Source organism: Amycolatopsis sulphurea, assembly GCF_002564045.1.
In the GTDB taxonomy this organism is placed as follows: Bacteria; Actinomycetota; Actinomycetes; order Mycobacteriales; family Pseudonocardiaceae; genus Amycolatopsis; species Amycolatopsis sulphurea.
This window is the reverse complement of sequence record NZ_PDJK01000002.1, coordinates 3,035,481-3,048,770: the sequence shown is the minus strand read 5'-3', so window position 1 is coordinate 3,048,770 and position 13,290 is coordinate 3,035,481. Positions and strand designations below refer to the sequence as shown.

Sequence of the window (13,290 nt, the reverse complement as noted above, 5' to 3'; positions counted from 1 at the left end):
GCTCAGTTACCCGGGTTCGACTGCTGCGGCTGCTTCGGTTGCTGCGTCTGGGTCTGGGTCTGGGTCTGCTGCTGCTTTTGCGTGGTCGGCGGCGGAGACGAATCGGTGGTCGAAGGCGCGCCCTGTTGCTCGGTCTGCGACGTACTCGTGCTCGACGAGGTGGTGGGCGTCGCAGGCTTCGTGGTCGGCGTGTTCGACGGGGTATTGGTGGCCGGAGCGTTCTGCGACTGGGTCGGCTTGTTCTCGTGCGTGGTTTCCTGCTGGCTCGTGTTCTGGCGCGGGTACAGGCCGGTGTTCGCGGCACCACCGGTGCCCCAGTCGACGGTGAAGAGCACGACCAGCGCCCCGACGAAGGCGGCCGCGCTGGTGCCGATCACCAACGGCCAGCGCAGCTTCCGGAGCCGGTCGACGAAGCCCCCGCCGTCATCGGGCTCGGCCAGATCGTTCGGTCGCAGTTGCGAGATCCGCACCGTCGGCAGCTCGGACGGATCGGTGGACAACACCATGGTCGGCGCTTCCGCCGGGTTGCCGACCGCGTCCAGCCCGTCCCGCGAGCGGCCGGCGGTCGCGAGCTTGTCGCGTGCCTTCATCGCCGCGTCGCGCGTCCGGTGCAGCGAGCGCAAGTACAGCTCGCCACCGACGCTGGTGATCACGCTCGCCAGCCCGGCACCGAGCACCGTGCCCGCCACACCCAGCTTCGAACCCAGCAATGCCGCGGTGACCGCGGCGAGTGCCGCCGCGGCCACCGAAGCCGGCCGCAGACCCTTCTTCTCGGCCTGCTCCGGCGCTGTCTTCTGCTCCTCGCCCATGATTCCGATCTGTTTCGATTCCCACCCTGATGCTGCTCGTTCCAACGAGTAAGTCGTCTGGATGACTCCCCTCGTTGCGCGGTCGTGAGCGAGACCACGTTGACTGTCCACAGTGGATTGTCTATAGCTCACACTTTCCTGACATACTCACCACATGCGATTCGTGACGATCACCGATATCGAGGCGGCGGCCGAACGAGTGAACGGCACCGCGGTGCACACTCCGTTGCTGCGCCAGCACTGGGCCGAAGGGCAGCTCTGGCTGAAACCGGAAAGCCTGCAACCGATCGGCGCGTTCAAGATTCGCGGCGCCTACAACGCGATCGCGGCGCTGAGCGAAGCCGAGCGGGCACGCGGAGTGGTCGCGCACTCCAGTGGCAACCATGCTCAAGCGGTCGCGTACTGCGCGCAGACCTTCGGGATCCCGGCGGTGATCGTGGTGCCGGACGTGACTCCCCGGGTCAAGGTCGCGGCTACCCGTGGCTGGGGCGCGGAGGTGATCGAAGTGCCGATCGCCGATCGCGAGGTGGTCGCCGACCGGCTCGCCCGCGAACGCGGGCTGACGCTGATCCCGCCGTTCGACCATCCGGAGGTGATCGCCGGGCAGGGTACGGCGGGCCTGGAAATCGCCGCCGACCTGCCGGGTGTGGACACCGTGCTGGTGCCGGTCAGTGGTGGCGGCTTCGCTTCGGGGGTCGGCGTCGCACTCAAGGCGCGGTGCCCGGGGGTGAAGGTCTACGGCGTGGAACCGGAGCTAGCCGCGGACACCGCGGAGAGCCTCCGCGCGGGACGGCGGGTGGAGTGGCCGACGGCCGACCTCGCGCGCACGATCGCGGACGGCCAACGCGCACAGCCGTCCGAACTCACGTTCGCCCACTTACAGCGCGTACTCGACGGGATCATCACGGTGACCGAGGACGAGATCCGCCGGACCGTGCGGACCCTGGCGCACCGGTCCCGGCTGGTGGTCGAGCCAAGCGGAGCCACCGCGCCCGCGGCGTACCTGCACCACGCGGACGAGCTGCCCGGCGGCCGGACGGTCGCGATCGTCTCCGGCGGCAACATCGACCCGGAGTTACTGAGCGAACTCCTCGGGTAGCCCCGCGAGATGGTCCGGGCGGCCCTGACCGGCTCGCCCGCCGAACGCCAAGTGCTTCAAGCACTTCAAGTACTTCAAGCACTGCGTAGCGATCTTCGGGATCGAGATGTTCAGACCATATGCACCTGCTTCAACGGGGTCCATCGAGATGGCAAGACCATGTACCCGCATCCATCGCCATCGCCATCGCCGTCCCTCGCCATCCCCATCCCATCACCATCCCGATCCCCCGATGCCCTCGCCATCCCGCCCTACCATCCCGATGCCCTCGCCATCCCGATCCGCCATCCCCATCCCTCGCCATTCCGCCTCACCATCGCGAGCCCCTCGCCATCCCGACTCACCATCCCGATCCGCCAACCCAAACCCGTCACCATCCCGCCTCACCATCCCGATGCGGCCACCACCCCGCCTCACCATCCCGATGCCGCCACCACCCCGCCCCGCGATCCCGAGCCCCTCATCACCCCGCCTCACCATCCCGATGCCGCCACCATCCCGAGCCGCCATCCCCATCCCCACGCCATCCGCCCTACCATCCCGAACCCGTCACCACCCCGCCTCACCATCCCGATACCGCCACCATCCCGAGCCCAGAACGGTGCCCGGCCACTCACCGCCCATGTGACCCGCCGGGCGTCGTGGAGTGGCCCGGGTGGACATGCGTCGGCGGGCCTTCGACCCCGCAGTGCAGGCATTCGCCCGGGTGCGGGCTGTCGTCCGGGTGCGGCGCCTCGTCCGGCTGGTCCGCACGGCCGAGCACGCCGTTGTGGATGCCCAGCGCGATCAGCCCGCCGGCCACCGCGAGCACGGCGCAGATCACCAGCGCGGTCCGCCAGCCCGCGGTGAGCGCGACCGGATCGCGGTAGGCGGCCCCGGTCAGCCCGGCCGCCGCGGGCAGCACCGCCACCGCCAGCAACCCACCCGATCGGGCGATCGCGTTGTTCACCCCGGAGGCCACGCCGGCGTAGCGGTCCGGGGCTGCGGCGAGCACTGTCGCGGTCACCGGGGCGACCACCGTGGCCAGCCCGAGGCCGAACACCACGACCGCGGGCAGCACCGACCCCACGTACGAGGACCCCGGTCCGACCCTGGTCAGCAGCAACATCCCGGCGCCGATCACGATCGGCCCGGCCACCAGCTGGGCCCGCGGGCCGATCCGCTGCGCCAACGCCCCGGAACGGCTGGACAGCAGCAGCATGAGGATGGTGATCGGCAGCCCGGCGAGCCCGGCCAGGGTCGGCGGGTACCCGAGCGAGACCTGCAACTGCAGCACCAGCAACATCATCACGCCGCCGAGCGCCGCGTAGACCACGAAAGTCAGCGCGTTGGACAGCGTGAACGTGCGGTCGCGGAACAACATGGGCGGCACCAGTGGTTCGGCCGACCGATGCTGCAGCAGCACGAACAAGCCGAGCCCAAGCACGCCGGCCAGCAGAGCCAGCAGCACCACCGGGTCACCGATCCCGCGGACCGGCGCCTCGACCAGCGCCCCGGTCAGCCCGGCGAGCCCGAGCGCGCCGATCGCCGCGGCCCGGTAGTCCGGCTGCCCGGTGGCCGCCGGATCGCGGGACTCCGGCACGAACCGCTGCGCCATCAGCACCACGGCGACGGCCAGCGGCAGATTGATCAGGAACGCCAGCCGCCACGACCAGGCCTGCACGAGCAGCCCGCCGACCAGCGGACCGACCGCGGCGGCCAGCCCGCCGAGCCCGGACCACGCACCGATCGCGCGGGCCCGGTCGGCCGGCACGAACGAGGACTGCAGGATCGCCAGCGAGCCCGGCGTGAGCAGGGCACCGCCGACGCCCTGCAGGACCCGGAACGCCACCAGCAGCTCGGTGGACGGCGCCACCGCGCACAGCCCGGACGCGAGCCCGAACCAGACCACGCCGATCAGGTACACCCGGCGACGGCCGTAGCGATCGCCGAGCATGCCGGCCACCAGGATCAGCGCGGCGAGCGCGAGCAGGTACCCGTCCAGGATCCACTGCAGCCCGGCCACCGAGGCACCCAGCTCCTCGCCGATCCGGGGCAGCGCGACGTTCACGATGGTGCCGTCGAGCATCGCCATCCCCGAGCCGAGGATGGTGGTGGCCAGTACTCCGCGCGCGGCGCCGGTGCCCCACCGGATCCCGGGCGCGCTCACCGGCACGCGGTCACGGCAGCAGCGTGGTGGTGAACTTGTACCGGTCGCCGCGGTAGACCGCGCGCGCGAACTCGACCGGTTTCCCGTCCGTGGCGAAGGAATGCCGGGTGAGCATCAGGACCGGCATGCCGACGTCCGAGCCGAGCATCTCGGCCTCCGGCGGACCGGCGAGCGAGGTCTCGATGGTCTCCTCCGCGCGCTCCAGCTCCACTCCGTAATGCTCCCGCAGCACCGCGTACAGCGAACCGCCCGCGGTGATGTGCTTGCGCAGCCCGCGGAACCGGCCCAGCGGCAGGTGCGTGGTCTCCAGCGCCATCGGCTGGGCATCGGCCAGCCGCAACCGGCGCAGCCGGAGCATCTTCGCGCCGGTGCGGATCCCGAGCAGTTTCGCCAGTTCGCCCTCTACCGGCAATTCCTCCAGTTCGAGCAGTTTCGACGAGGGCTTCAGGCCCTGTTTGCGCATGTCCTCGGTGTAGGAGGACAGCTGCAGCCGCTGCGCGAGTTTCGGCTCCGCGGCGAAGGTGCCCTTGCCCTGCACGCGGTGCAGGCGCCCTTCCGCGGTCAGGTCCGCCAGCGCCTGCCGCACGGTGGTGCGGGACACGGTGAACTCCCCGGCCAGCGCGCGCTCGGTCGGGATCGGCGAACCCGGCGGCAACGCGTCGAGCAGGTCCAGCAGATGCTGCTTCAACGCCCAGTATTTGGGTTCGCGCTGTCCGCGCACTCCCGTCGTCGTCCCCGCCTCGCCCGCGGGGGATGTCTCCAGCATGACCGACTCCCTCAGTTTCGCCTCACCAATGAGCCACGTCCCCGTGAAGAAACGTACCCTTTTCCGCGGGTGCCGTGCCCGGCTAACATTGGTCTAGACCTGATCGCACGCCGCGCAGACCTTCCGGGACACCTCGTCCCGACGGAGAGGAAAGTGATGACCCGACACCATCCCGGCGAGCACATGGCCGCGGAAATCTCCGAGCAGCCTGCCGTATTGGCCGGACTCGTCGAGCGGCGGGCCGGAATAGCGGACGTAGCCGAAAAGATTTCACAAAATCCGCCGCGGTTCGCGCTCCTCGCCGCCCGCGGTTCCAGTGATCACGCGGCGTTGTACGCGAAATACCTGATCGAGGTACTTCTCGGCCTTCCCGCGGGATTGGTTTCCCCGTCCACCGCGACGCTCTACGGGGCTCGTCCCGACCTACGCGATGTGCTGTTCGTCACGGTCAGCCAGAGCGGCGGTTCGCCCGATCTGATCGAGATCACCGAGACCGCCCGGCGTCAGGGCGCGCTGACCGTGTCCGTCACGAACACCCCGGATTCACCGCTGCGCGCGGCCGCGGAACTCGGCGTGGACATCGGCGCCGGCGTGGAAAAGGCAGTGGCCGCGACCAAGACGTACTCTGCGACACTGCTCGCGCTGTACCTGTTCATCGACGCTGTCCGCGGCGGCAAGGGCGAGGAGGCCGAGCGGATCGGCGAGCTGGCGCAGCAGACCCTCGAAGGCGCAGCCGAAGGCGTGCAGCGCGCGGTGGACCGGTACCGCTTCGTGGATCGGGTGCTGACCACCGGCCGCGGCTACTCCTACGCGACCGCGCTCGAAGGTTCGCTCAAGCTGGCCGAGACGAGCTATCTGGCCGCCCGCGCGTACAGCGGCGCAGACCTGTTGCACGGCCCCGTCGCAGCAGTCGACGGCGAGACCGCGGTGCTCGCGGCGACCAGCGCGGGTCGTGGTGGCGAAGCGATGCGCGAGGTGCTGGAGGCGGTCAACGAGCGGGGCGCGGACGTGCTCGCGGTCGGTTCCGCGGCCCACGATGTGCCCGCCGCGCTGCGCATCCCGGTCGCGCCGAGCGCCGAGGAACTGGCGCCGGTGCTGGAAGTGCTGCCGATTCAGCGGATCGCGCTCGGGCTTTCCCTTGCCCGCGGCGGTGACCCGGACAGCCCACGGGGCTTGCTGAAGGTGACCAAAACACGGTGAGTTCCGTCGTTGGCGTGGACGCCGGTGGCACGTCGACCCGCGCGATCGTGATCGACGCCTCCGGTGCCGTACTGGGCTCGGCCTCCGCAGGTGGAGCGAATCCCCACGCGCACCCGCCCGCCGAGGCGGCCGCGCGCATCGCCGGGGCGATCTCCGCGGCGCTGGCCGGGCGGCGGGACGTGGCCGCCGCCGTGGTCGGGATGGCCGGGGTGAGCAAGCTGTGCGACCCGTCCGTCGCCGCGGAATTCGCCGCTGCCTGGCAGCGGATCGGGCTCGGCGAAATCGTCCGGACCGTCACCGATGCCGAGGTGGCCTACGCCTCGGCGACCTCCGCGCCGGACGGCACGGTGCTCGTCGCGGGCACCGGTTCGATCGCCGGGCGCATCCGGTCCCGGCGGATGACCGGCACCGCCGGCGGACACGGCTGGCTGCTCGGCGACGAAGGCTCCGCCTTCTGGCTCGGCCGCGAAGCGGTCCGGGCCACACTGACCGCGCTGGAACGCGGGCATCCGACGGACGGGCTGGCGGCGGCCGTGCTGGGCGAAGCACTCGGACCGTCCGCAATGGACCAGACCACTTCGGACGGTCCGGCGCGGCTCACGGTGGCGAGGACGTTGATCACGCGAGTCAACGCCGAAGCGCCGGTACGGCTGGCCCGGTTCGCCCCGCTGGTGAGTGCGGCCACCCGTACGGGGGACCCCGTTGCGAGTGAAATCGTGGCCGAAGCCGCCACGCACCTGGTCGAAACGGCGCGCGCCACGCGGGAGCCGAAAGAAAAAACTCCGATCGTGCTCGTCGGCAGCGTACTGTCCGAGGACAGCCCCGTAGGGGCACAGGTTCGCGCCCGACTGGCCGGGCTCGACGTCCTGACCAGCTCCGATGGTGTACTCGGCGCAGCTTGGCTGGCCGCTGTGGCGGCCTGGGGCGAAGCCGCGCCGCGGCCCCGTCGCGGATGAGTGCGACCGAAAACCGACCGGTTGGGCCGAAACCGTCGACTCAACCCCTCCGCGCCGGGTAACGTAGGACCCGGCCCCCGGACCCTCCCCCCTCGCCGGGGGCCGCCTCATGTTCCGGGCCGGTCAGGCTCGCGGCTGTTCGCCGCGGGCCGGCCGTAGCCCCGGATGATCGTCAGGCAACGTCTTGTACAGCACCCAGCCACTCACCGCCACCGTCGCGGCGACCAGGGGCCAGGAGAGCACCGTGCGCGCCACCCCGAGCGCGACCACCTGCCCGGCGGACCAGAGCAGCCCGTAGATCACCACCCGCAGCAGGTACTGCAGCACCCACACCCAGCTCGCCCAGGAGTAGGCCCGCAGCAGTGCCGGATCCCGGCGCCACCGCGTTTTCTGCCCGAGCAGCAACCCGACGATCACCCCGAGCAACGGCCATCGCACGACCACGCTCGCCGCGAACAGCAGTGCGCTGGCCGCGTTGGAAAGCAGCTGCAGCAGGAAGAAGTCCTCCGCCCGCCCGGTGTGCAGGGCGATCAACGCCGCGATCACGACCGCGGCGAGGCTCACCACCACCGCCCGCGCCTTGTCCCCCCGCAGCACCCGGTAACCCCCGAGCACCACCGCGACCCCGATCGCGACGATCGCTCCCCAGGAGACGGACCGTCCGGTCGCCAGCCACCCGATCACGAAGGCCAGCGGCGGGACGCTGGCGTCGATCGCGCCTCTGCGGCCGCCGAGAATCTGCGTGAGCGACTCCCGCTCGGGCTTGGCCGTGGTTGCCGAGTCCGCGGTTCCCGAGGTGGTGGTTCCCGAGGTGGTATCCGAGGTTGCGGTTCCCGGGGTCGCGGTATCCGGGGCCGCGGTATCCGGGGCCGCGTCGTTGAGGGCTGCAGCGCCCGGCCTTGCCGCGTCCGGTGCGGCGAGGTCGGGGACCGTGGTGTCCGAGGCCGCGATGTCCGAGGTCCCGGTTTCCAGGGCGGCAGCGTCCGAGGTCGCGGAGTCCGAGGTCGGGATATCCGGGGCGGCGTCCGGAGTAGCGGCGTTCTGGGCCACAGCGCCGGAGGTCGCGGCGTCCTGTCCGATGGTTCCCCGGTCGCCGATGTGCGCGCCTTCCACCTCTCGATTCGCACGCTCCGAAGCCTCGACGGAGCCGTCCGTGTCCGAAGGATCCGGGGCCGCGCCCGGGCCGGAGGCCCCCGGAAACGCCCCGCGTCCAGCCGCGTCGGCATGGTTCGCGGCCGCCTCGGTCCCGGGCGCGCCGGTTTCGTCCGTCACATTCCCACCCTGCCGCATTCGCCGTGGTCGTCCCCAGAACCCGAGATCTTTGCCACAACCGGAGCCCGAATTGTCCGGCTTTCCGGTGATTCCGGCAGCTCGAACGGGCGGTAATGCACTAGCGGAACCGGCCTGCCGGGTAAGAAACTGTGACCTGCGACTGAACCAGGGGTGGCCGGAAGGAAGGATACGGGGACTTCCCACTGTTAGTTGTGGTGTACAACGACTACCGGGGACAGGGCGTGGCGGCGGGAAAGGGGACCCAGCGTGTACGGGATCGACAGCTACGTGGCGATCGGTGACAGTTTCACCGAAGGCCTCAACGACAAGCGGGCGGACGGCACGTTCCGCGGCTGGGCCGACCGCCTCGCCGAGATGCTGGCCGCCGGCGAGCCCGGCTTCCAGTACGCCAACCTGGCGCTGCGCGGGAAGATGCTCGACGAGATCATGGCCGAGCAGCTGCCGCAGGCGCTGGAGCTCAAACCCGATCTGGTCACCCTGTGCGCGGGCGGCAACGACGTGATCGTGCCCGGCGCGGACGTGGACGCGATCGCCGCGCGGCTGGAGGCGGGCGTGGCCGCGCTGCGCGAGGCGGGGATCCCGGTGGTGATCTTCAACGGCCCGGACACCAAGGCGCTGTCGGTGATGAGCGTGCTCCGCGGCAAGGTGGCCATCTACAACACGCATCTGTGGGCGATCGCGGCCCGGCACGGCGCGAAGATGGTCGACCTGTGGACGATGGCCCCGCTGCACGACCGCCGCGCGTGGAGCGACGACCGCCTGCACTTCACCACGGACGCGCATCGCCGGATCGCCCTGCTCACCGCCGAGGTGCTGGGCGTCCCGGTGACCGAGGACTGGCGCGAGCCGTACCCGTCGAGCGCCGAACCGGCGAACTGGATCAGCTCCCGCCGTTCGGATCTCGCCTGGACCAAGCTGCACCTGCTGCCGTGGATCCGCCGCCAGCTGCGCGGCGAGTCGATGGGCGACGGGCTGTCTCCGAAGCGCCCGCAGCTGTCCCCGTTGCTGCCCATGGAGACGGCGGCCATCGAGTTGCGGGACAACGCCGCCGCGTCCTGACCCGCCCTGCGAGCGGGCCGCTGGGAACACCGTCACCGGACTGGACCATTGCCCGGCAACGCTTCGTAGCCGGAGCCGGTCACTCCCTCACCCGGCACGGAGATCACCCGCCGAACCCGCCGGCTGCCACCCGAACGGCGGCGCTCACCAGGTCGCCAACGCAGCTTGCCCGGCATAGGGTTCCGCTATGTCCGGTGCACGTGGATGGCTACGCCTGATCCCGATCGCGGTGCTGGTCACGGCACTGCTCTCGGGGCTCACCATGTGGCTGCGGGCGGACGGTATCGAGGGCGACCTGGCGAGCCGGTCGCGGGCCGCGCTGGACGCGGCGGGGATCCACAACGGCGACGTCCGGTTCTCCGGCAGGCAGGCCACGCTTGCCGGATTCCCGGCCGAACAGGCCGGCCGCGCGCTCGGCATCGTGCAAGGCGTCGACGGGGTCCAATCGGCACAGGCGTCCGGCGGGATCGGGCCGGCCACCTCCGCACCCGCGCCGAGCACCAGCGTCCCGCCGAGCAGCGCGCCGCCCAGCACGTCCAGCACATCGCCCGAGCCGTCCGCGCCGCCGGCCGATCGCGCCGGCGTCCAGGACGAACTCGACCGGCGGCTCGCGGACGCGCCGATCACCTTCGAACCGGACAGCGCGAAGCTGACCGACGAAGGCGAAAAGGCCGCACGCGACGTCGCGCCGTTGCTCCGCGATGCCCCGGACAGCTTGCGGTACCGCATCACCGGGCGCGTCGCGGACGGTCCGGGCGGGCGCAGTGCCGCGCGCAAACTTTCCCGCAACCGCGCATTGACCGTGGTGCGGCTGCTGACCCGCGAAGACGTGCCGTCCGACCGGCTGCTCGCGATCGGCAGCAGCAGTGCGCCAGGCAATTCCGGCTCAGGTGACGACGATCGGCGCGTCGAGATCGCCGTGGAACAGAGGTGATGGCGAATGCTGTGGCTCTTCGGGCAGATCTGGCTGTGGCTGCTCATCTCGTTTCTGCTGGGGGCGGCGGTGATGTGGGGGCTCACCCAGGCGGTCCCGAGAAGCCGGCCGCGCGCTGCCGTGGCCGAGCCGGAACCACCGCGCCCGCCCGCGGAGCCGCCCGCGCCGGTCGAGGCCGAGCGGACCCAGCACTTCGCGCCTGCCGCGGAACCCGCGCACTACGACCACCACGACGACCACCGCGCAGACCACCATTACGAGCATTACGAGTACCACGACGACGAGCCCGAACGCGTCTACAACGACTACCCGGACGTCGATCCGGACGAGCCGTACCAGCCGCAGGACTCCGGCGGATATCCGCTGCCGGACCCGGAACCACGGCTGTCCGGGGAGCTGAACTGGCCCTCGGCGCGGGACTACCCGCCGCCGGACCGGCCACGGGCGGACCAGCCCGCGCGACGCCCTGGACGCGGAGGCTGACACCCACCTGGTAGATTCGGCTACGTACGGTGAGCGGGCACCGACGGCGCCCGGACTAGGTCAGGAGGTCCGATGGCGCTCCCGCACTGGACTCCCCAGCACCTGCTGCCCCCAGGCCGCCACGAAGCCGATCTCGCCGACGTCTACGAGCGGCTGGTCTACGACGCCCCGCATCAGAACGAGCGCGAAATACTGTTCAGTGCGCTCAACAGTTACCTCGGTGTCGCCCAGCGGGTGATCACCTCCGGCCGGGCCTGGCTCGGCGGCGCGTTCGTGACCCGCACCGCCTACCCGCCGCCCGGCGTCGACGTGGTGCTGCTCCCGGACGACTGGGGTGCGCTCAAACGGCTCGACGACGCCGGGCGGACCGCGTTGTACGGGCTGCTCACGCTGCGTGGCGTGATCGTCGGGCAGCCCGCGATGTACCTCGACCAGATCCAGCCGGTGGGCGGGATGCTCGACGGCTTCCTGTGCCGTCCCGGCGACGAGGACGTGTGGGAATCGGTGTGGGCCGGCGGCGGCCGCGGTATTCCGGAGATGGTCTGGTGAGAAACGAGTTCCGGCGGATCGCCGACGAGATCCCCGGCGGTACCTGGCTGGACGATCTGGCCCGGGCCTCGGCGATGGCGGCGAACGCGAAATTCGAGCGCACTGCGCGCTCCCCGCTGCTGCACGTGTCGGTGATCGGCGAGTCGCACCTGGACGCGTACACCTTTTCCGACATCAGCCGCGCGTTGCAGGACGCCACCGCGAAGGTCGGGCACATCATCCGCAATCCGTCCAATGAGGTCACCTTCGTCCAGCAGACCGACCGGGACAAGGCGCCGTTGATCCAAAAAGGACAGGCGGGCAACGCGATCTTCTTCGGTTTCCCGGAGCCGGCCTTCGAGGACGCGCTGATCCACGACGGCATCGAGACGCTGTCCGAGCGCGCGGTGAAGGAACTCTGCGAAATCCTGCCCGCCAACGGTTCCGACGACGGCGCGCTGGACGCGGTGCTGCTGCAGCGCGACACCGTGCGCAACGCGGTGAGCGACATCGTCAACGCGGTCAGCAAGCACGCCGGGATCGGCATGGCGCTCACCCCTACCGCCGGCGAGCTGATCACCCGCAGCATGACCGCCGATCAGGCCAAGATCCTGCAGAGCAGCCTGCGCGAATCGCGTGAAGCAGTGGGCTACGAAACGGTGACCGGGCGGCTCGACGGCGTGCGCACCCGGCGGCGGATCTTCTACCTGGAACGCGAATCCGGCGGCACGATCCAGGGTGCGGTGGCCCCGGATCTGCTCGACCAGATCAAGGAGAATCTGGATCGTCCGGTGACCGCGCGGCTCCGCGTCGTGCGCACCACGACGATCGACGGCCGGCGTGGCCGCCCGGTGCACGAACTGCTGGAGATCGCGCCCGAGGTCAATCTTTTCGACCAGTGAGGGGCAGCCCGGCCGCCGGGATCAGCCAGTGATGCCGGGTTTGCGGTCGGTAATGACATCAGTAGTCGGTAACGATTCCGGACAGGGCGGCGGCATCTGCGTTAGCGTCTTCGCACTCCGACCCGGAAGGCGCCCGCATGACGACCCCGCAGCCGCGACCGTCCAGACCACCGCGGCACGGCCGGCCGGACGTCCCCGCCAGGCCGCCTCGTCGAGAGGACCCGCCCCCCGGCACGGGTGCGGCACCCCGGAGGAACCCGCCGCCGGCATCCCACGGCCCAGCCACGCCACCGGGCAGCACCGGCAACCCACCGCAAGGAAGGCTCCGGGCCAACCTGCCCGGCGGCGTCTCGGTGATCTGTGGGCTGGCCGCGGCCGGTGTGGCGTTCCTGCCCGAGCAGGGGTACTTCGCCTTGCTACTGGCCGGAATCGGGCTGGTGGCCGGAGTCGCCGGCGTGGTGCTGGCCGTGCCCGGCCGGATGCGCGGCCGGGGTATCGCGTCGATCGGGGTGGTCATCTCGGTGCTGGCCGCGCTGCTCTACGGCGCGATCCTGCTGTACCCGTCCACGTTCGGCATTTCGCAGTCCAGTCAGCTGCACATCCCGCCGGTCACCAAGGACGCCCACGCGGTCGATTTCGTGGTGTCCTCGGCCGGCGGGGCGATCGTGCGCTACGGCACGCTGGACGCTCAGCGCACCGATACCGCCCCGGCCAGCACCGACCAGTGGCACGGACGCGCCTCCTACGACGGCGGCAAGCCAACGCTCACGCTCACCGCGAACACCACCAACGCCGGCGTGACGAATGAGATCAGGTGCGCGATCGTGGTCGACGGTAAGACGATCGCCCAGAACAGCGGGACGACGATCGCGCTCTGCACGGCCAACGTCGGCTGATCCCGCCTGGCGGCCGGCCGGCCGCGCCCCCATCTCGGCCGGCCAACCGCCACCGAACCGCTCCCCGCGGTTCTGCGGGCCCGTCCGCTCGCGCGCGGGCCCGTCGCCGGTTTCCCTGCCTGCCCCTCCCCGAGGGCTCCACCGGCGACCCCGCCGACCCTACTTGGGCGCGGCGGCGAGCCGCTAAGAACTCACTAAGGATACCCCGCCAGAGTA

The 13,290-nt window shown here is 70.8% G+C and carries 13 protein-coding genes; 9 read left to right on the top strand and 4 right to left on the bottom strand.

The annotated features are described in order from the left end of the window. Nucleotides 1-2 precede the first annotated feature (2 nt). Nucleotides 3-809: a hypothetical protein gene (locus tag ATK36_RS32345; RefSeq protein ID WP_245914915.1), complete on the bottom strand. Its 807-nt coding sequence runs from the start codon at nt 807-809 to the stop codon at nt 3-5. A 154-nt stretch (nt 810-963) separates the two neighbouring features. Between ATK36_RS32345 and ATK36_RS19990 the strand changes: the two genes are divergently transcribed. Next, complete coding sequence (locus tag ATK36_RS19990; protein WP_098512933.1) at nt 964-1,908, top strand: threonine ammonia-lyase; 945 nt, start codon at nt 964-966, stop codon at nt 1,906-1,908. Nucleotides 1,909-2,521: 613 nt separating this feature from the next. Here ATK36_RS19990 and ATK36_RS19980 read toward each other — a convergent pair. Beyond that, nucleotides 2,522-4,057, bottom strand: coding sequence for an MFS transporter (locus ATK36_RS19980; RefSeq protein ID WP_211291910.1), 1,536 nt, complete (start codon nt 4,055-4,057; stop codon nt 2,522-2,524). Nucleotides 4,058-4,067: 10 nt separating this feature from the next. Continuing rightward, nucleotides 4,068-4,823: a GntR family transcriptional regulator gene (locus ATK36_RS19975; protein WP_098512930.1), complete on the bottom strand. Its 756-nt coding sequence runs from the start codon at nt 4,821-4,823 to the stop codon at nt 4,068-4,070. Nucleotides 4,824-4,979: 156 nt separating this feature from the next. Between ATK36_RS19975 and ATK36_RS19970 the strand changes: the two genes are divergently transcribed. Continuing rightward, complete coding sequence (locus tag ATK36_RS19970; protein ID WP_170069810.1) at nt 4,980-6,023, top strand: SIS domain-containing protein; 1,044 nt, start codon at nt 4,980-4,982, stop codon at nt 6,021-6,023. After that, the gene (locus ATK36_RS19965; protein ID WP_098512928.1) at nt 6,020-6,979 is read left to right on the top strand and encodes an N-acetylglucosamine kinase; all 960 of its coding nucleotides are present in this window, start codon (nt 6,020-6,022) and stop codon (nt 6,977-6,979) included. Before ATK36_RS19970 ends, ATK36_RS19965 begins: the two co-directional genes overlap by 4 nt. Before the next feature lie 123 nt (nt 6,980-7,102). On the opposite strand, the gene ATK36_RS19960 is transcribed toward ATK36_RS19965, so the two are convergent. Then, nucleotides 7,103-7,717, bottom strand: a complete 615-nt coding sequence (locus ATK36_RS19960) for a DUF3159 domain-containing protein (protein ID WP_098515024.1) — start codon at nt 7,715-7,717, stop codon at nt 7,103-7,105. 801 nt (nt 7,718-8,518) lie between these two features. Here ATK36_RS19960 and ATK36_RS19955 point away from each other — a divergent pair. The 6 genes from ATK36_RS19955 to ATK36_RS19930 all read left to right on the top strand — a co-directional run bounded on the left by ATK36_RS19955 (nt 8,519) and on the right by ATK36_RS19930 (nt 13,074). Beyond that, nucleotides 8,519-9,331 carry an SGNH/GDSL hydrolase family protein gene (locus ATK36_RS19955; RefSeq protein WP_098512927.1) on the top strand — a complete coding sequence of 271 codons (813 nt, stop codon included), beginning with the start codon at nt 8,519-8,521 and terminating at the stop codon, nt 9,329-9,331. A 187-nt stretch (nt 9,332-9,518) separates the two neighbouring features. Continuing rightward, nucleotides 9,519-10,265 carry an OmpA family protein gene (locus ATK36_RS19950; RefSeq protein WP_098512926.1) on the top strand — a complete coding sequence of 249 codons (747 nt, stop codon included), beginning with the start codon at nt 9,519-9,521 and terminating at the stop codon, nt 10,263-10,265. A gap of 6 nt (nt 10,266-10,271) precedes the next feature. Continuing rightward, a complete protein-coding gene (locus ATK36_RS19945) occupies nt 10,272-10,748 on the top strand; it encodes a hypothetical protein (RefSeq protein ID WP_098512925.1) in 477 nt (158 codons plus the stop codon). A gap of 72 nt (nt 10,749-10,820) precedes the next feature. Next, nucleotides 10,821-11,297 (top strand): DUF6932 family protein, encoded by a 477-nt coding sequence (locus ATK36_RS19940; protein WP_098512924.1) that lies wholly within the window; start codon nt 10,821-10,823, stop codon nt 11,295-11,297. Continuing rightward, nucleotides 11,294-12,178 carry a hypothetical protein gene (locus tag ATK36_RS19935; protein ID WP_098512923.1) on the top strand — a complete coding sequence of 295 codons (885 nt, stop codon included), beginning with the start codon at nt 11,294-11,296 and terminating at the stop codon, nt 12,176-12,178. Before ATK36_RS19940 ends, ATK36_RS19935 begins: the two co-directional genes overlap by 4 nt. 353 nt (nt 12,179-12,531) lie before the next feature. Then, nucleotides 12,532-13,074, top strand: a complete 543-nt coding sequence (locus ATK36_RS19930; protein ID WP_098512922.1) for a hypothetical protein — start codon at nt 12,532-12,534, stop codon at nt 13,072-13,074. Nucleotides 13,075-13,290: the final 216 nt, after the last annotated feature.

Bases quoted from the DNA above. Each gene is read 5' to 3' on its own strand.
- ATK36_RS32345 (WP_245914915.1), bottom strand. From the start codon at position 809: ATGGGCGAGGAGCAGAAGACAGCGCCGGAGCAGGCCGAGAAGAAGGGT.
- ATK36_RS19990 (WP_098512933.1), top strand. From the start codon at position 964: ATGCGATTCGTGACGATCACCGATATCGAGGCGGCGGCCGAACGAGTG.
- ATK36_RS19975 (WP_098512930.1), bottom strand. From the start codon at position 4,823: ATGCTGGAGACATCCCCCGCGGGCGAGGCGGGGACGACGACGGGAGTG.
- ATK36_RS19970 (WP_170069810.1), top strand. From the start codon at position 4,980: ATGACCCGACACCATCCCGGCGAGCACATGGCCGCGGAAATCTCCGAG.
- ATK36_RS19950 (WP_098512926.1), top strand. From the start codon at position 9,519: ATGTCCGGTGCACGTGGATGGCTACGCCTGATCCCGATCGCGGTGCTG.
- ATK36_RS19945 (WP_098512925.1), top strand. From the start codon at position 10,272: ATGCTGTGGCTCTTCGGGCAGATCTGGCTGTGGCTGCTCATCTCGTTT.
- ATK36_RS19940 (WP_098512924.1), top strand. From the start codon at position 10,821: ATGGCGCTCCCGCACTGGACTCCCCAGCACCTGCTGCCCCCAGGCCGC.